The sequence below is a fragment of the Streptomyces sp. ISL-36 genome (assembly GCF_018614205.1).
Taxonomy (GTDB): domain Bacteria; phylum Actinomycetota; class Actinomycetes; order Streptomycetales; family Streptomycetaceae; genus Streptomyces.
In genome coordinates this window covers 38,321-56,471 of record NZ_JAGGOS010000076.1, presented here as the reverse complement: position 1 = coordinate 56,471, position 18,151 = coordinate 38,321, and the positions used below count along the sequence as shown (strand labels likewise).

14 protein-coding genes and 1 tRNA gene are annotated in these 18,151 nt (G+C 71.1%); 8 read left to right on the top strand and 7 right to left on the bottom strand.

Going from position 1 to position 18,151, the window contains the following annotated elements; genetic code table 11:
- A partial coding sequence (locus J7E93_RS20695) for a DNRLRE domain-containing protein (protein WP_251066835.1) occupies window positions 1–1,549 on the bottom strand: 1,549 nt, incomplete at its 3' end.
- 571 nt (window positions 1,550–2,120) lie between these two features.
- On the opposite strand from J7E93_RS20695, the gene J7E93_RS20690 reads away from it, so the two are divergent.
- Complete coding sequence (locus J7E93_RS20690) at window positions 2,121–4,181, top strand: discoidin domain-containing protein (protein ID WP_215071401.1); 2,061 nt, start codon at window positions 2,121–2,123, stop codon at window positions 4,179–4,181.
- Between the two features lie 34 nt (window positions 4,182–4,215).
- Window positions 4,216–4,851, top strand: a complete 636-nt coding sequence (locus J7E93_RS20685; protein WP_215071400.1) for a TetR/AcrR family transcriptional regulator — start codon at window positions 4,216–4,218, stop codon at window positions 4,849–4,851.
- A gap of 66 nt (window positions 4,852–4,917) precedes the next feature.
- Here the strand turns inward: J7E93_RS20685 and J7E93_RS20680 are convergent, their stop codons facing one another.
- From J7E93_RS20680 to J7E93_RS20670, 3 genes are all read right to left on the bottom strand, one after another.
- Window positions 4,918–7,263: a hypothetical protein gene (locus tag J7E93_RS20680; RefSeq protein ID WP_215071399.1), complete on the bottom strand. Its 2,346-nt coding sequence runs from the start codon at window positions 7,261–7,263 to the stop codon at window positions 4,918–4,920.
- Between the two features lie 2 nt (window positions 7,264–7,265).
- Window positions 7,266–7,337 (bottom strand) — tRNA-Pro (locus J7E93_RS20675).
- A 135-nt stretch (window positions 7,338–7,472) separates the two neighbouring features.
- The gene (locus J7E93_RS20670) at window positions 7,473–8,054 is read right to left on the bottom strand and encodes a cysteine hydrolase family protein (RefSeq protein WP_215071398.1); all 582 of its coding nucleotides are present in this window, start codon (window positions 8,052–8,054) and stop codon (window positions 7,473–7,475) included.
- Window positions 8,055–8,222: 168 nt separating this feature from the next.
- Here J7E93_RS20670 and J7E93_RS20665 point away from each other — a divergent pair, with 168 nt between their 5' ends.
- The 6 genes from J7E93_RS20665 to J7E93_RS20640 all read left to right on the top strand — a co-directional run bounded on the left by J7E93_RS20665 (window position 8,223) and on the right by J7E93_RS20640 (window position 16,267).
- Window positions 8,223–9,578 carry a cytochrome P450 gene (locus tag J7E93_RS20665; RefSeq protein WP_215071397.1) on the top strand — a complete coding sequence of 452 codons (1,356 nt, stop codon included), beginning with the start codon at window positions 8,223–8,225 and terminating at the stop codon, window positions 9,576–9,578.
- 171 nt (window positions 9,579–9,749) lie between these two features.
- Window positions 9,750–11,102: a polysaccharide lyase family 1 protein gene (locus tag J7E93_RS20660; RefSeq protein WP_215071396.1), complete on the top strand. Its 1,353-nt coding sequence runs from the start codon at window positions 9,750–9,752 to the stop codon at window positions 11,100–11,102.
- A gap of 29 nt (window positions 11,103–11,131) precedes the next feature.
- Window positions 11,132–13,195 (top strand): pectinesterase family protein, encoded by a 2,064-nt coding sequence (locus J7E93_RS20655; RefSeq protein WP_215071395.1) that lies wholly within the window; start codon window positions 11,132–11,134, stop codon window positions 13,193–13,195.
- A 455-nt stretch (window positions 13,196–13,650) separates the two neighbouring features.
- Window positions 13,651–14,346, top strand: coding sequence for a type 1 glutamine amidotransferase domain-containing protein (locus J7E93_RS20650; RefSeq protein WP_215071394.1), 696 nt, complete (start codon window positions 13,651–13,653; stop codon window positions 14,344–14,346).
- 113 nt (window positions 14,347–14,459) lie between these two features.
- On the top strand, window positions 14,460–15,296 hold the full coding sequence (locus J7E93_RS20645; RefSeq protein ID WP_215071393.1) for an SGNH/GDSL hydrolase family protein: 837 nt from the start codon (window positions 14,460–14,462) through the stop codon (window positions 15,294–15,296).
- Between the two features lie 227 nt (window positions 15,297–15,523).
- On the top strand, window positions 15,524–16,267 hold the full coding sequence (locus tag J7E93_RS20640; RefSeq protein ID WP_215071392.1) for a class I SAM-dependent methyltransferase: 744 nt from the start codon (window positions 15,524–15,526) through the stop codon (window positions 16,265–16,267).
- Between the two features lie 184 nt (window positions 16,268–16,451).
- On the opposite strand, the gene J7E93_RS20635 is transcribed toward J7E93_RS20640, so the two are convergent.
- From J7E93_RS20635 to J7E93_RS20625, 3 genes are all read right to left on the bottom strand, one after another.
- On the bottom strand, window positions 16,452–17,087 hold the full coding sequence (locus J7E93_RS20635; protein ID WP_215071391.1) for a GNAT family N-acetyltransferase: 636 nt from the start codon (window positions 17,085–17,087) through the stop codon (window positions 16,452–16,454).
- A gap of 68 nt (window positions 17,088–17,155) precedes the next feature.
- Window positions 17,156–17,551: a nuclear transport factor 2 family protein gene (locus J7E93_RS20630; protein WP_215071390.1), complete on the bottom strand. Its 396-nt coding sequence runs from the start codon at window positions 17,549–17,551 to the stop codon at window positions 17,156–17,158.
- A 166-nt stretch (window positions 17,552–17,717) separates the two neighbouring features.
- Window positions 17,718–18,122: a DUF5997 family protein gene (locus J7E93_RS20625; RefSeq protein WP_215071389.1), complete on the bottom strand. Its 405-nt coding sequence runs from the start codon at window positions 18,120–18,122 to the stop codon at window positions 17,718–17,720.
- Window positions 18,123–18,151: the final 29 nt, after the last annotated feature.

Sequence of the window (18,151 nt, the reverse complement as noted above, 5' to 3'; positions counted from 1 at the left end):
TGTTCGCCGTGTAGGTCAGGTGCAGGGCCGGGCGGAAGCCGGCGGTCGCCGAGTTGTCGGAGTGGAACTTCTTCCAGTGGAGCGCGTCGTTGGTCGGCGCGGTCATCGCGAGACCGTAGTTGGCGGCTCCGCCGGCGACTTGGTTGAACCAGGTGGTCGACAGGGAGACCGGCATCTTCACACCGACGCTGGCCGAGTTGCCCGTGTTGGAGCAGGACGCTCCCGGTGCCGGCGTGGCGGAGCCCATGGCCGCGCCGAAGCTCGGCCCGGGGTAGCTGGTGACACCCGACGGGGTCCAGGACTGGGTGATCGGGTGGACCGAGAACGACTGGTTGCTGCAGGTCGAGGACCAGATCGCGTACACGTTCAAGGTGGCGGCGGTGACCCGCTGCCCCGCGAGCGTGGTGCCCAGCGAGGAGAACTGCAGGAACGAGTTCGTCTTGTTCGTTCCCGAGTCGTACGAACCGACCTTGATCTGCGTCTCGGTGGAGTGGTCACCACCGATGGTGTTCTGCGCGTACGTGGAGTTCGACGCGGTCACCGTCGGGTCGACGGTCACCGGGAAGACCCGGGCGGGGTCCTCCAGCCAGCCGCGGTCCGCGGTCGTCCGCAGCGCGGGCTTGCCGTCCACCGACGTCAGCTCATAGGTGACGGCCCGCGACTGGGCGGCGTCGCCCGAACGCGGGTCGATCCTGGAGTCCTCCATGTACGCGTGCGGGATGGTCGCGGTGACCTTGCCCGTCGCGTCGGTGAACTCCACGTCGCCGTCGGCGGCTATGCGGGGGGTGAGCCCCTTCACCGCGAGCGGGAACACCCAGGAGTTCCCCGCCCGCGCCGAGCGCAGGACGATGTTCTCCTTGAAGCCCTCCGCCAGCGGCACGAGCTCCACATCGGTCTCCGGCAGCACGCCGGCGTAGGTCACCGTGCCGTTGGCGGCCACCGTCGGCTCACCCTTGGCCGCGCCCCGCAGCGCGTAGGCGAGCGAACGCCCCGCGCCGAAGTCGACCGAGGCGAGCTGCTGGTCGGCCGCGTCCGGCGCGAACTCGACATCCAGGGAGTTCGAGCGCTGCTGCAGCCGGCCGTCGGTGTCCTTGGTCAGCCGGGTGTCGATCGGCTTCCAGGAACCGTCGGTGCCCTTGAAGTTGGTCCGGCCGGTGAAGTGGCGGACCGTGGTGGAGCCATCGGCGTTGACGTAGAAGTCCGACGTCGCCGTCGACTTCTTCGCATCCCGCTTGCTCGTGCGGGCATCGAAGCTCTTGGCACCGCCCTTGGCCGCACCGGTCTTCGACGCGCCCGGGCGGTCAACGGGACGCTCGAACGCGTCGAGCTCCCCCTTGCCCTTGCCCGGCCTGCGCCCGGCCTCACCCTCGGAGCTCGTCGCGTCCGAGGAAGCGTAATGACTCTTGCCGCGGGCGGAACCGCCCTGCTGATCAGGGGTGTCGAGAGGGTTCTCGTTGATCCATTTCCAGAGCCCCGAAAGGGAGAGTTGAGGCATCTTCACCGGCGACAGCGTGGCACCCATGGCCATCGCGGTCTCGGTGGTGAGCATGCCGGAGAAGAAGACAAGGACGAAAAGAGCCGTAGCCCTCAGTCTGCGCCTACCGGAACGACCCGGTGGAAACAGCCGAGGGCTACGGACCCAACGAACGCGCATGGGCGAGCCTTTACTTACACGATGCCAACAAAGCCTCGTGAGCCTGCCCGATGTGGACGCATCAGTTCTACTTAAGCCCAAGCCCTTTGCGAGATCTTTGCCAGACACGATCAACCAGTTCGCGACCTGCGCGTTTTCCTGTTCTTGACGGAGCATCCGACAGCGTCCACTACCGGCGTTTTGAGGCTTTCCTCGACCTCCGCAAGCGGGACATTCTCGGCCTTATCCGAGCGTCGAGGAGGGTGAGACCAGCCCGGGATCTTCGAGCCTGCGAACCGAGGGCTTCCGGCGGGACGGGGCGATCCGACCACCCAGGTGACGGGGTGATCCGACGACCCATCAGGTCATCCGTCCCGGACTCTTGACTCCGGTTGCGGCAGTCGGGATTCTCGACACACCTTTCGCGCGGAGCATGACAACTTTGCGCGCGCCCCGCCGTCCCCCACCGAAGACGTGAGTGATGTCCATGACGCGACCCACGCACAGCAGGCGCGGGCCCCTGGCAGTGCTGTCGTTGCTCCTCGCGACGACGGCACTGCTGCTCGGCCCGGCGCCCGGCTCAGCCGCCGACTCCTCCTGGTGGAACCCCTCCGCCCGGCCCGCACCCGACTCCGCGATCAACGTCACGGGCGAGCCCTTCAAGGGCACCGACGCCCAGGGCGAGGTACGCGGTTTCGTCGACGCGCACAACCACATCATGTCCAACGAGGCCTTCGGCGGCCGGCTCATCTGCGGCAAGCCCTTCTCCGAACTCGGCGTCGCCGACGCGCTCAAGGACTGCCCCGAGCACTACCCCGACGGATCGCTCGCGGTCTTCGACTTCATCACCAAGGGCGGCGACGGCCGGCACGACCCGGACGGCTGGCCGACGTTCAAGGACTGGCCCGCGCACGACTCCCTGACCCACCAGCAGAACTACTACGCGTGGATCGAGCGGGCCTGGCGCGGCGGGCAGCGCGTGCTCGTCAACGACCTGGTCACCAACGGGGTCATCTGCTCGGTCTACTTCTTCAAAGACCGCGGCTGCGACGAGATGACGTCGATCCGCCTACAGGCCAGGAAGACGTACGAGATGCAGGAGTACGTCGACCGGATGTTCGGCGGCCCCGGCAAGGGCTGGTTCCGGATCGTCACCGACACGGCACAGGCCCGCGCCGTGATCGAGCAGGGCAAGCTGGCGGTCGTCCTCGGCGTCGAGACGTCCGAGCCCTTCGGCTGCAAGCAGATCCTGGACGTGGCGCAGTGCGACAGGGACGACATCGACCGGGGTCTGGACGAACTCCACCGGCTCGGCGTCCGCAGCATGTTCCTCTGCCACAAGTTCGACAACGCGCTGTGCGGTGTCCGGTTCGACGAGGGTGCGCTGGGCACGGCCATCAACGTCGGCCAGTTCCTGTCGACGGGCACCTTCTGGAAGACCGAGAAGTGCACCGGGCCGCAGCACGACAACCCGATCGGGCTCGCGGTGGCGCCCACGGCCGAGAAGGAGCTGCCGGCGGGCGTGACCGTCCCGACGTACGCGACGGACGCGCGGTGCAACACCCGGGGGCTGACGGAGCTCGGCGAGTACGCCGTGCGCGGCATGATGCAACGCAAGATGATGCTCGAGATCGACCACATGAGCGTCAAGGCGGCGGGCCGGGCTCTGGACATCGCGGAGTCGGCGTCGTACCCGGGTGTGCTCTCCTCGCACAGCTGGATGGACCTGGACTGGACCGAGCGGGTCTACGGGCTCGGCGGGTTCATCGCCCAGTACATGCACGGCGCCGAGGGGTTCAGCGCGGAGGCGAAGCGGACGGACGCCCTGCGCGAGAAGTACGGCGTGGGGTACGGCTACGGCACCGACATGAACGGCGTCGGCGGCTGGCCGGGGCCGCGCGGCACGGACACCCCGAACCCGGTCCGGTACCCGTTCCGCAGCACCGACGGCGGTTCGCTCATCGACCGGCAGACCACCGGGCAGCGGACCTGGGACCTCAACACCGACGGTGCCTCCCACTACGGCCTGGTCCCGGACTGGATCGAGGACATCCGGCTGGTCGGCGGGCAGGGGGTGGTGGACGACCTGTTCCGTGGCGCCGAGTCCTACCTCGACACCTGGGGTGCCTCCGAGCGGCACCGGGCGGGCGTGAATCTGGCCGCGAACGCGGCGGCGTCCGCGTCCACCTCGGAGTGGTGGAACCCGTTCGTCTCCTACGCGCCGGAGCGGGCCGTGGACGGCGACCCGGGCACCCGCTGGGCGAGCGAATGGAGCGACGGCCAGTGGCTCCGTATCGACCTGGGCGCGTCGCGGCTGGTCAAGCGGGTCACCCTCGACTGGGAACGCGCGTACGGGAAGGCGTACCGCATCGAGCTCTCCGACGACGGAACCACGTGGCGGACCGCTTGGTCCACCACGGCCGGTGACGGAGGCCTGGACACGGTCCTGTTCCCGGGGGCGACGGCCCGGCATGTGCGGATCCAGGGCGTGGAGCGCGGCAGCGAATGGGGCTACTCGCTCCGCGAGGTCGGCGTCCACAGCAGCTGACGGCGCCGTCCGACAGAGCGAAGGGAACCACCGTATGACCCGCATGCCGCTCGCCGACCGGCGCCGGCAGCTGACCGAGGCGGCCATCCGCGCGATGACCCGGGACGGCGTCCCCCGGACGACGACCCGGTCCATCGCCGCCGAGGCGGGCGTCTCCCTGAGCGTCTTCCACTACTGCTTCGACTCGAAGCAGGCGCTCCTGGAGTCGGTGATCACGGCGATCACCGACCATTACGTGGGGGTGGTGAAGGAGGCGCTGCGACCGCGCGCCACGCTCAGGGAGACCATCCGGGCCGGCTTCGGGGCGTATTGGGACCATGTGTGCGCCCACCCGGGCGAGCACATGCTCACGTACGAACTCACCCAGTACGCCCTGCGCACACCCGGGTTCGAACCGCTCGCCCGTCGCCAGCACGAGCGGTACGCCGAGATCTACCAGGAGCTGATCGAGCAACTCGGTGACACCATGGAACTCGAACTGAGAGTCCCCGTCCCGGTGCTGGCCCGCTACCTGGCCTCCGTGACCGACGGCCTGACCCTGAACTTCCTCGTACTGGGCCACGACGCGGCCGTCTCGGCGACGATCCTGGACCTGATCAGCGACCAGGTGGCCGCACTCGCCCGTGACGGGGCGCCGCCGGGCCCCGGGGGAACCGGCGGCGCAGGCTGAGGAACGCCCGCGCCGGGACGGCGCTGGTGCGGGCCTTCACGAGCGCCCCCGGGTGCGGGCCGCCGTTCAGCCTCGTCCGCTCCCCGTGGCGGGCTGCGGCGCGAGCAGCCAGTGCCCGTTGGTGCTCCAGCCGAGGAGCAGGCGTGCCCTGCCGCCGTCCGCGCCGCCATCGGGGCCGAACCGGCCGCCGTCCGCGACGAGGCGGAGACCGGCGAGCGCCGGGGCGAGCCGCGCGGCGACGTGCGCCGGGTGGCGTGCCTCCTCCTCGCCCAGGCGCCCCAGCGCCCCCGCCAGTGCCGGCGCGTCGCACAGCGACAGGTGGAAGAGCATCTGCCGCCAGGCATAGGCCGCGTCCTTCACGGTGGCCAGGGGGCGCGGATGTCCCTCCAGGCGGGCGGTCAGCCGGCAGACGGTCCTGAAGCAGCGCAGGGCGAGTTCGTCCCAGCCGGGACCGGGGGCGATGTGGACCCGGTGGACGAGGGTGGCGAGGTTGTGCGTGGTGAGGATCTGCGCCTGCTCGATCACCTTGCCGTTGCCGGCGACCGACCAGGTGCCCGGGTCTCCGGCGCGCCGGGCGCAGAGTGTGGCGAATCCGGGTGAGGTTCGGGCGTCGTGCGAGCGGAGCACGTTCCGGCTGGTCTCCACGACCGCCAGGTCGCGGACGGCCGGGTAGTCGATGCCGTAGTACCTCTCGTACAGCGTGCCGCTCAGGAGCTCGGCCGCGACGCGCGCCGCCGTGAGGAACTTGGGGCTGAACGTGCCCATGAAGATGTCCGCGGCCAGCTCCTCCACCAGGGGTGCGCCGAGGTCGGCCTGGCGGGCGAGGACGGCGAGTTCGCGCACGAGGGGGTTGGGCAGGATCGTCCCGGGAAAGCTTCGTACCGCGATCTCGCCCAGCTCCCGCAGAGCGTCGAGCGCCGCCTGCCCGCCGTCCCGGTCGGCGCGGAAGGCCGTCACGGCCCGCACCCAGGGCAGTTCCTCGACGCGGACCTGCCGCTCCAGGTTGAGCAGGAGCAGCGAACGGCGGTTGCGGCACGCCCGGTAGTCGGCGGCCATCAGAGTGCGCAGCGGCTCGTCGGCGTAGGACCGGGCCGTCGTCGCGGCGACCAGCTGGGGCACCAGCTGGGCCAGCACCTCGGCGGACGGCACCACTCCGCGCTCCACCAGGGTGGCGAGCGGCGCGCTGAGGGTGCCGTCGACGACGCGGCGGATCGACGGGGGCAGGACCGCCCCGACGGGCAGCGAGGTCTCCCGGCTCTCCCGCACGCTCACCTCGGCGGTCAGCGGCCCTATGTCCTCGGCGCCGGAGTCCTGCGGGAGTTCGGCGAGCCGCCGGCTCGCGAGCCCGGCGAGTGCGTGGTGGGAGGGCAGCGCGGCCTGCGCGGCCTGCTGCCGGCGCAGGTCGGCGTGTGGCGCGGATCCGGGCAGCCCTCGGCGTCGCACCATGGCCTCGACGGCGGTGCGCAGCAGTCCGAGACGGCGTGGATCCAGCGGGCGGCGGGCGACGCTCTCCTGGAGGGCGCCGATGAGGATGCCGAGGTTCTCCTTAGGGTCACGGTGCCTGCGGCAGCGGGTGTGCTCGGCCGCGAGGGCACGGTAGCGCTCCAGCAGGGCGGCCCCTCGTGCGTACCAGCCGTCATCGGGCGTCCGCTCGAGTACACGTCCGGTGTCGGCCGTCTCCAGCCAGTGGCCGAGGATGTCGTCCGCGTACGGGTTCCAGACGGCGAGCGCCTCGCGCTGGGTCTCCACGGCCTCGTTCGGGCGCCTGCGCTCCAGGGTCCGGCGGGCTTCGGCGACCGTGCGCCGGTGGACGTGGCCGGGGGCGCCGGCCCGTGTCCGTGAGGGGCGGGGCAGGAACCGCACCGTGTCGGCGTGGGGTTCGAGCGCCTCGACCAGCTCGACCGCCCCGGCCACCTCCCCGCTCCGCACCAGCCATGCCACGGTCAGCAGCGCGGCCTCCTCGGGCAGCGTCACCTCGTAGTGGCCGCTGTCGAGGAGGTCCGAGAGCCAGGCGAGTCCGGGTTCGGTCAGGCAGTGTGCGAACAGCGCTCCTCGCGCGGCGGGCACACCGAACCGGCGCGCCGCCTCTGTCTCGTACGGCTGGAGGGGACCGGCGGCGCTCGCGGCGCCGGTGGCGAAGCCGCCCCGTACGACCTCGGGGGTCACCCAGGCGGGCAGCCCTTTCACGGGCGTGCGCGAGCCGATCTTCAGCCGGCCCTCGGCCATCCCCGTCAGCACGGCTCGCCAGCGTCGCCCTCGCTCGGCGGCGCGGTCACGCGTCGCGGCGTCGTCGTGCGTGAGCGCGGTCGTGAAGGCCTTCGCCCACTGGTCGCGCGCGTAGGAAGGTGCCGCGGTCACCACGGGGGCCGGGGACGGGGTGCTCGGATGCTGCTGCTCAGCGTCGTCGTCCATAGCCGACGTGGCGGGTTCCGCCCCCGCGCCCTCCGGGTCCCGAGCCCGGTGCTCTGCTGCTGAGCTACACGTCGATGATCGGTGACCCTACGGTCCGCGTCGCCGGCCGCTCAACCCGTTTTGCTCGCGCACCGGGTGGGGACCGGGCGGGGAAGGGGTGGGAACCGGTTGGGGCGCTCGCTCTGACGGCCCGGTCAGGGGCTTCGGGCTCAGATCCGGGGGGCCACGGGCCTGAAGGTGACCGCCGCGGCGGGGGTCACGGTCTCGGCTTCCCCGCTGAGGGCCCATGCGGCGACGCGCGAGACCGTGTCGGCGGGGACCCGCTCGCCGATGCCGGGGGCTGCGGGGATGTCCTGCGTCGCGTGGGCGTCGTGCGGCAGCACGACCCGGTAGCCGAGCGCCAGCGCCGTACGGGCCGTCGCCTGGACGCACATCTCGGACATCACGCCGCAGACGGCGAGCGACTTCACCCCCGCTTCGGTCAGCAGGCTCCCCAGCGAGGTGCCGGCGAAGCCGTCGTCCCTGGTCTTGCGGATGACGGCCTCCGTGGGGCCGCTCTGCACGCCGTGGTGGAGCTCCCAGCCGGGCGTGTGCGGCTCGTCGTCGGATCCGGGCGGCCCGTCGTTCTGGAGATGGACGACGATCGCGCCGCTGCGTCGCGCCCGTGCGATCAGGTCGGTCGTCCGGTCCAGGAGCCGGGCCGCCGCGGGGACCGCCGTGTCACCGGTGACGAAGGCCGACTGCACGTCCACAACGAGGAGTGCCTCTACGGAAGATATGTGATCGCTCATGCCGCCATCATGTCCCGTGTCGGCGCACGGTCGACACACGGTCGACGCCTGGCCGCCGCATACCCGGCGGCGGACCTCTTGGAGAGGCGTGAGGCTCGGCCCGGTTCCGGGTGATCCCCCGCACACACCGCCCGGTACGTGCACTGCCGCGTGCTAGCGTCCGCCACCGTGACTTCCGCCCTCAGCAGGCCCGACTCCCTCACGGACACGGCCGGACTCTGTCCGTACGGTGAGGCGACCGGTGCGACCGGTGCGACCGGTCCCGGGACGCCCGGTTCCTACGATCCGTTCGGGCTGCTCGACCTCTTCGGCGAGGGTTTCGTCCGCGAGCCGTACCTCTGGCTCGACCGTCTGCGGGCCGAGGATCCGGTCCATCGCGACCCCGCCACCGGGCTGTGGCTGATCAGCCGTTACGAGGACATCCGCCGGGTGCTGCTCGACCCGACGGTCTTCCGGCCGGACAACGCCCAGCACGCGATCACCCCGCTGGGCATTCCGGCCCTGAGGGTCCTCGCCCGGGCCGGTTTCAGGGTGCGTCCCGCGCTGGCGAACAACGTGAGTGCGAGCCACGCCGGCCTGCGCCGGGTCGTCACGCGGTTCTTCAACGCCGAGCGGGTCGCGGCCGCCGTACCGGTGATCGAGCGCGTCGCCGACGAGCTGCTCGACTCCGTCCGTACGGAGATCGACACGACCGCCGGCAGCGACCTCTTCGGCGCGTTCGCGCACACCCTGCCCTGCCGCGTGATGATGGAGCTGCTGGGCATCCACGGTCTCGACACCACGACCCTGGTCCGCTGGAGCGACGCGTCGCTGGAGCTCTTCTGGGGACGCCCTTCAGCCGAGCGGCAGCTCGAACTGGCGGTCCTGGTGGGCGAGTTCCACCAGTGGCTCACCTCGCTCGTGAGCGACCGGACGGCCCCGGCGGACAGCTTCGTGGGAGCTCTGGTCCGCCATCGCCTGCCCGACGGGGAGTTGCTGGACCTGGAGACCGCCGTCGGCGCGTGCTTCTTCGTCTTCATCGCCGGGCAGTCCACGACCGGGCAGCTGATCGCCACGGTGCTGCGCAGCGCGCTCGCCGAACCCGGGCTGTGGCCGCGCCCGGGACACGAGGAGGGCCTGGCCAAGGCGTGGGTCGAGGAGGTGCTGAGACGCGAGCCGCCGGTGACCACGTGGCGTCGGGTCACCGCACGCCCGGTGGAGGTGAGCGGCACCCCGCTGCCGGCCGGCGCCGAGCTGCTGCTGATGCTCATGGGCAGCGGTTCCGACCCCGAGGTCTTCGAGAGCCCCGAGGAGATGCGGCCCTACCGCGCGAACTCCCGCCACCACCTCGCCTTCGGTGTGGGCCGCCACCGCTGCCCGGGCGCCTCTCTCGCCCGTACGGAAGCGGCGGTGGCGCTCCGTGCGGTGGCCCGGCGGCTGCCCGCCGTCCGGCTCTCGGCCGAGGCGGCACACGCGCCCGTCCTCGACCTGTTGTCCTTCCGGGCGCCCCTTCACGTCCCGGTCGCCTCGCCGCCGACCCTCTGACGAATCTCCGACATCGCGGGCGGGCGGAACAGCCCCTCGCGCGGTTCACGTATCTGAACACCTTTCACGGGCATGGGCGTCACTCCTTTTGTTAGGAGCGTTGACTAAAGGGTCCACCTGCTTCTACGTTCAGCGAGCTGAATTTCGTATCTCATACATGAGAGGTGCGCCATGCCGCTCGTACGTCATGTCCTGCATGTCGCCGTGGCCGCCGGCCTGTTGGCGACCCTGAGCGTGCCCGCCACCGCCGACGGCCGGGAGGCCGGCCGGGGCATCGAACGGGACACCCTGCCCGCCGGAGACGGCTGGGCCGCCGCGGACGGCGGGACCACGGGTGGGGCCGGCGCCGACGAGGCCCATGTCTTCACCGTGCACGACCGCGCCGGACTCGTCCGGGCCCTCGACGGCGGCAGCGACACCCCGAAGATCATCCGCATCGCCGGGACGATCGACGCCAACACCGACGACCGCGGCCGGCACCTCGACTGCGCCGCCTACGCCACCGACGGCTACGACCTGCGGAAGTATCTGGCCGCCTACGACCCCCGGACCTGGGGAGCCGCCAAGCCGTCGGGCCCTCAGGAGGAGGCGCGACAGGCGTCCGCGAGGCGCCAGGCGGAGCGCGTCGAGCTGACCGTCGGGTCCCGCACGACCCTCGTCGGCGTCGGCTCCGGCGCCGTCCTGAAGGGCGCGAGCCTGAAGGTGGAGAACGCGGACAACGTCATCATCCGCAACCTGGAGTTCCGCGACGCGTACGACTGCTTCCCCGTCTGGCAGCCGAACAACGGTGGACTCGGCGACTGGAAGAGCGCCTACGACAACCTGTGGCTGCGCGGCGCGACCCATGTGTGGATCGATCACATCACCGCCTCCGACGCCGGGCACCCGGACGCGCAGGAGCCGACGTACTTCGGCCGGAACTACCTGCGCCATGACGGCCTGCTCGACATCACCAACGGGTCGGACCTGATCACCGTGGAGTGGAGCCGGTTCGCCGACCACGACAAGGCCATGCTCATCGGCAACAGCGACACGGCGACCGGCGACCGCGGAAAGCTGCGTGTCACCCTCCACCACAACGAGTTCACCTCGGTCGTGCAGCGTGCCCCGCGGGTCCGTTTCGGCCAGGTGCACGTCTACAACAACCGCTACGTCGTTCCGGCCGACGCCCACGACCACCGCTACTTCCTGGGCATCTCGACCGAGTCCCGTGTGCGGGCCGAGAACAACGCGTTCACCACTCCGGGGCACATCGAGGCAGCCGACCTGGTCAAGAGCTGGAACGGCAGCGCCCTGCACGCCACCGGGACCCTCTTCAACGGATTCCCGGTCGACCTGGTCGCCCTCAACAACAGCTACAACTCCGGCAGCGAGCGCGACCTCACGCCGGACGTCGGCTGGACTCCGACCCTGCACGGCCCGATCGACACCGCCGAGCAGGCCGACCGCGACGTGGCCCGCGGCGCGGGCGCCGGAAGGCCGCCGGTCCACCAGGATCGCCCCACCACCGTCCCCGCCAACTGACCGAACCAGCCAGCCCGTTGGGAGCCGCAATGCGATACGTCCCCTCCGTAGCCCGGCGCAGAGGTGGAGCAAGGGCCGCGGTGGCAGCCGCCACCGCCCTGCTCGCCGCCCTGGCCACGTCCGTCACCGCCCAGGAAGCCCGGGCGTACACCCCGCCCGGGACTCACTCCGATGCGGGGACCTCCGGTGCGGCCTCGGGTGCCGCCGCCCCCGGTCCCACCGCGAGCGGCCGGTGGGCCGACGTCGCTCACGGGTTCGCCTCGCTCGCCGGCGGCACCACCGGCGGCGCCGGCGGGAAGGTCGTCACCGTCACCGAACAGGCGGCGTTGAAGGCGTACGCCGGTGCACCCGAGCCGTACATCATCCGGGTCGAGGGCGTCATCGAGGTCGATCCGTTCGGCTCGGACATCGACGTGACGTCGAACAAGACGATCGTCGGTGTCGGTGTCACCGGCGAGATCGTCCACGGAGAGCTGCATCTCGCGCCCGGGACCAGCAATGTGATCATCCGTAACCTCACCATCCGCGACTCGTACGTCGAGGGCGACTGGGACGGCAAGACGAGCGACTTCGACGCGATCCAGATGGACACCGTCGACCACGTGTGGATCGACCACAACCGCCTCACGCACATGGGCGACGGCCTGATCGACCTGCGCAAGGACAGCGAGTACATCACCGTCTCCTACAACCGGTTCGACCACCACAACAAGGCGTTCGGCATCGGCTGGACGAGCAACGTGAAGACACAGGTCACCATCGACCACAACTGGTTCAGCGGCACCAAGCAGCGCAACCCCTCCGCCGACAACTGCGCCTACGCACACCTCTACAACAACTACCTGTCGGCGCAGGTCGACGACGGTGATCCGGTCTGGACGTACGGGAACTACGCGCGCGGCCGGACCAGGATGGTCATCGAGAACAGCTACTACGACGGGATCCAGCACCCCTACCAGGCGGATGCCGGCGCCGAGCTGGTGCAGCGCGGTTCGATCCTGAAGGACACCACCGGGCGCCACGACGTGTGGGGTGCGGCCTTCGAGCCGCGGGACTTCTACCCGTACCGTCTCGACCCGGCCTCCGCCGTACCGGCGCTGGTGACGCGGTTCTCCGGGCCGCAGCGGACGATCGGCACGAACACCACGCTGAACGTGCCGGCCGACTACCCGACCGTGCAGGCGGCTGTCGGCGCCGTGCCCGCGGGGAACGACGGAGAGATCACGATCCGGCTCGCACCGGGGTCGTACCGGGAGAAGGTCCGCATCGGCCGCGACCGCCACCACGTGACGCTGGTCGGCACCGGCCGGAGCCGTTCCGACACGCTCGTCGTCTTCGACACCCCGGCCGGCGAGGCCAAGCCGGGCGGCGGCACGCAGGGCTCGTGGGGCAGCGCCACCGTCGTGATCGAGGGGAACGACTTCACCGCCCGCCACCTCACCTTCGCCAACGACTTCGACGAGGCGGCCGTCGAGCTCGCCGGGGAGCAAGCTCTCGCCGTGAAGACCACCGGTGACCGGCTGGTCTTCGACGACGCCGCCTTTCTCGGCAACCAGGACACGCTCATGGTCGACACCCCGCAGCTGACGACGCGCAGCCGCGTCTACCTCCACGACTCCTATGTCGAGGGGGACGTCGACTTCATCTACGGCCGGGCCACGGCCGTCATCGAGAACTCCGTCATCAAGGCCCTCAGCCGGGGGTCGGACAGCAACAACGGCTACATCACCGCCGCCTCGACCTGGGCGGGCAACCCGTACGGAATCCTCATCACCCGCTCGAAGATCGTCAGCGACGCGCCGGCCGGGTCTTTCCACCTCGGCCGGCCCTGGCACCCGGGAGGCGAGCCGCAGGCCGTCGGCCAGGTCCTCCTCCGCGACACCGAACTCCCCGACGCCGTCAAGGCCTCACCGTGGACGGACATGAGCGGCTTCTCCTGGCGGGACGCCCGCTTCGCCGAGTACCGCAACACCGGCCCGGGTGCGCTGCTCACCCCCGATCGCCCGCAGATGTCCGCCGGCGAGGCCGCCGCCCACACCACGGCCGACTACCTCGCGGGCGCGGACGGCTGGGCCCCGCACCGCTCCCGGTGACCCCGGGCCCCGTGCCGCTCCGGTAACCTCGGCCGCCGTCGAGCGCGGCCAGTGCCAGGCCGCGCTCGCGGTCGTACCGCTTCACGCGAGTCGAACGGCGGCCGGCGCGCCGTGGGCAGTCGGCGGGCCGGACCGCCCATGGCGGCCGGCATCCCCGCTGCTGGTCAAGCCCCGACCGGTTGGGCGCCGCGGCGCCCACGGCGGCGCGTCGCCATGGGCCGGCTTCCCGGCCGTGGGACGATCCATCGGGATTCCGATACCTCTCATGGGGATCCTCATTGGAAACCTGTGGGCGCGGGTCCTACCTTCGAAGACAGCGCCGCCTCGCCGATCCATCGTCCGGACGTCGGTGTTCACCGAACACCGTCCACCGGCCGTCCGCCGAAGCAACGCGGCGCGCGCGCCACGAAGACCGTCCGACGGCCCTGCCGCCCCCATCCCCGGAGTGATTCCCCATGTCGAAGATCCTTTTCGTGATGACCGGCGCCGACCACTGGACGCTGGCCGACGGCACCAAGCACCCGACCGGCTTCTGGGCCGAGGAGGCCGTCGCCCCGTACGAGGCGTTCAAGGAAGCGGGTCACGAGATCGTCGTGGCCACCCCTGGCGGCGTCGTCCCGACCGTGGACCGGGGCAGCCTCGCCCCCGAGTTCAACGGTGGCCAGGAAGGCGCCGACCGGGTCGCCGCCGCGCTGGACTCGATCACCGAGCTCCAGCACCCGATCACGCTGGAGGACGTGGATCTCGACGAGTACGCGGCGGTCTTCTACCCGGGCGGCCACGGCCCGATGGAGGACCTCGCCGTGGACGCCACCTCCGGCCGGCTCCTGATGGACGCGCTGGAATCGGGCAAGCCGCTCGCCGTGGTCTGCCACGGGCCCTCGGCGATGCTGGCGGCCACGAAGGAGGACGGCGGCAACGCCTTCGCCGGTTACCGGGTGGCGGCCTTCACCAACGCCGAGGAGACCCAGGCCGGTCTCGCCGACAAGGCCAAGTGGCTGCTCGAGACTCGCCTGACCGAGGTCGGCGTCGACGTCCGGGTGGGCGAGCCGTGGGCGCCGCACGTGGTCGTCGACCGCAACCTCGTCACCGGCCAGAACCCGGCGTCCTCCGCCCCGCTCGCGGCCGAGGTGCTCAAGAAGCTGGCCTGAGCGAGGTCCGGCGCACCGCCACCACCTTGCTAGTAATCGAGTTGAATAACCTCCATGTTGAGTAGGATCGGGCATGCAGCGCCCGGCACCAGGCCTCACGGAGGAGCAAGACCATGCACAACGCCCCGTACAGGCGTTACGTCGCTCTGGGTGACAGCCAGACGGAAGGCCTCGGCGACGGTGACGACAGCACGGGGCTGCGCGGGTTCGCCGACCGCCTCGCCGAGGGGATCGCGGAGACGAACCCCGGTCTGGCCTACGCCAACCTGGGTGTGCGCGGCCGTCTCGCCGGGCAGGTCCGGGCGGAACAGCTCGCGCCCGCCCTCGCGCTCCGCCCGGACGTGGCCACCGTCGTCGCCGGAATGAACGACCTTCTGCGGCCGCGTTTCGACGCCGACGAGGTGGCCGGCCACCTGGAGGCGATGTTCGCCGCACTCACGGCGGAGGGCGTGACGGTGGCGACCCTCACCTTCCCGGACGTCGCGCGGATCGTTCCGCTCGCCCGGCCGGTCGGCTCCCGCGTCACCGCGCTCAACGCGCGCATCCGGGAGGCCGCCGACCGGTACGGCGTCCTCGTGGCCGACACCTTCCCGCACCCCGCCGTCACCGACGCCCGTCTGTGGAGCCCGGACCGCCTGCACGCGAGCCCGCTCGGTCACCAGCGCATCGCCGCCGCGCTCGCCCACGCCCTCGCCCTGCCCGGCAGCAGCGCGGCCTGGACCCGCCCGCTCCCGCAGCCGCCGGGCACGCCCCCGACCGCTCTGCGGACGGCCCTCGCCGAGCTGCGCTGGACCGCCGGCTTCCTCGGCCCCTGGATCGGCCGACGCCTGCGCGGCCGCTCCTCGGGCGACGGCCGCACCGCCAAGCGCCCCGCACTACTCCCGGTTCACTCCACCGACGGCGAGTCTGCTGGACCATCAGCCAGGGTCGAAACCAAGCGGCCCTTGTAGGGACCTACGAAGATCTGGCGTCGGTCTGCGGCTGATTTCAGGCCTTCCATCCCTTAGTCGACCTCACCCATTGCCTGTGTACTCCTCGCACGACCCGCGATCAGCTGGAAACCGCATCGGAGATCGACTTTCCGGCGAGTCGCGCGACGTCGGCAATTGCTTGCCGAGCGGGCCGCATTCGACCCGCCGAGACCACGGGCATGACGAAGTCCAGGGGAGGACAGCACGTGAGCGTGCAGCAGTACGACGAGATCGGCGAGGCGTTCGAGGGGTTCAAGTCCCTGCCGCTGGTGCGTTACGGGGAGGTGCCGAGCTTCCTGGGCATGGTCGGGGACGTGAGCGGCAAGCTGGTTCTCGACCTGGCGTGCGGCACCGGTTTCTACAGCAGGGAGTTCAAGCGGCGCGGCGCCGCGGATGTCCTCGGTGTCGACATCTCCGTGGAGATGATCGCCGCCGCGCGGGAGATCGAGCGGCGGGAGCCGCTGGGTGTGCACTACGAGGTCGGTGATGTGGCCGAGCTGCGGCCTCTCGACCGGCGCTTCGACGTCGCGCTGGCAGTGCAGTGCCTCAACTACGCCGAGGACCTCGCGGCGATGGAGCGGATGTGCCGCAACATCCACCGGAGCCTGGTCCCGGGTGGAAAGTTCTTCGTGTTCGCCCAGAAACCCGACTACCGGTTCGACTGTGCGTCCCTGGACCAGTACGGGTTCCGCTGCGAGCCGACGGGCGAGGAGATCGAGACGGGTCCGCGGGTGCGGGTCACAGCGCTCCTCGACCCGCAGCCGATCAGCATCGTCGGCGCGGCCCCGCGCCGCGAGGTCTACGAGGAGTGTCTGCGGTCGGCCGGGTTCACCGAGCTGACCTGGGTCCCGCTGAAGGTGTCCGACGCCGGCATCCGTGAGTTCGGTGCGGACTTCTGGGCGGACCTCCTCGACCACCCCCCGCTGGAGATGCTGCGCTGCCGCGCCTGACGTCCGACCGAACAGCCCGGTGGTCCGACCTCTGGATTCGTCCACGGAGGCCGGGCCGCCGGGCCGCGGCGGCGGACGCCCCACCGTCGCCACGCCCTCCCCGCACCGGTGGCGGCCGCCCGCGGAGCCGGCCGTGCACGCCCCCACCGACCGCGACTCCTGCGCCTTCTGTGCCTTCTGCGCCTCAGCCGGCGACCGGCAGGTCCCAGGACCGAGGTCGGGTGAGCGCCTCCCACTCGTCCCGGAGCAGGGCCAGCACCGCGACGTCGTACCGGCGGCCCCGGTGCAGGCAGGCGGAGCGGCGGACGCCCTCCCGGACGAAGCCGGCGCGGGCCAGGACGCCGAGGGCCGCCGTGTTGGTGGTGTGGGTGACGGCCTGGACGCGCTGCATGGGCAGCTCGCCGAAGGCGAGGTCGACCAGCGCGTCCACGGCGTCCGCGCCGTATCCCTGGCCCCGGTGGTCGGGGTCCAGCACCAGCATGATCTCTGCCGTCCCGTCGACCAGGTCCTGGTCGGTCAGGGCGGTGAGGCCGATCGGTGTGCCGTCGGGGAGCAGGACGAGGAAGTCGTCGCGGTCGCAGTCGTCGCGGTCGCGCTCGATGCGCTCGCGCACGGCGGAGAGGGTACGCGGCCACATGCCGACTTCGTGGGCGGCCACCGGGTCGGCGCGCCACCCGTGGATCAGCTCCGCGTCGTCGACGTCCAGCGGCGCGAGGGCGACACCCCTCCCCCGCCAGCACACCGTACGGTGCGCCCCCGCGTCCTCCGGTTCCTGCCCCGCGATGCGCCGCGCCACAGCCTCTGTCCCGTCCTCGATCATGGGCGGATGGTAGGCGCCGACGGGACCGGCGGGCCAGTGGATTCCGTCGCCCCTCCCCCGTACACGGCCTAAGGCTGTCCGGCCACCTCCTCGGCGATCCGGTCGAACTGCGCGCCCATCGCCTCGGCCAGCGCCTGGGCGGCGGAGAGGGGTCGCACCATGACGGTGAAGTCGTCGATCTTGCCGTCCTCGTCGAAATGGAGGAAGTCGCATCCCTGGATCCGCTTGCCGTTCACCGTGGCCGTGAAGACGAACGCGTGGTCGCGGCCGTCCGCGTCGGCGATCTCCCGCGTGTAGGAGAAGTCCTCGAAGACCCTCAGGACCCCGCGGAGGATGGCAGCGGTGAAGGCCTTGCCGCGGTAGGGCTTGAAGGCGACCGGGCTGGTGAACAGCACGTCGTCGGCGAGCAGGGAGACCAGGGCGGCCTCGTCACGGTCTTCGACGGCCTTGCGGAACGGGTGCATGAGACGGACTCTCCATAGTCACCAAAGTTAATAGGTGCCTAAGAGACTAGGGGGTCGTCTGTGCCACCGTCCACCCCTACCGACGGCCCAGGGGACCTTGCCGGCCGTGGGCACGACGAAGGGGCGGTCCGTCCGGCCGACCCTCAGGAGGGTGGACCGTCCTGCGTCAGGAGCGCCGGCTCTCGGGCTCCTCGGCGCGCTGCGCGTTCTTCTCCTTGATCCGCGCGGCCTCCTTGCGCACCTCCGCCTGGGTGGCACGCTCCTTCTGGAGCCACTCGGGCTCCTCCTTCTTCAGCGCCTCGATCTGCTCCGTCGTGAGGGCGTCCGTGATGCCGCCCCGCGCGAGGCCGGAGATGGAGATGCCCAGCTTCGCCGCGATCACCGGACGGGGGTGCGGGCCGTTGCGCCGCAGCTCGCGGAGCCACTCGGGCGGATCGGTCTGCAGGGTGTTCAGCTCGGTGCGCGAGACGACACCCTCCTGGAACTCGGCGGGGGTGGCCTCGAGGTACACACCCAGCTTCTTCGCCGCGGTCGCGGGCTTCATCGTCTGGGTGCTCTGGTGGGACGTCATGGTGTCAAGGGTATCGAGCGTGTGCACGA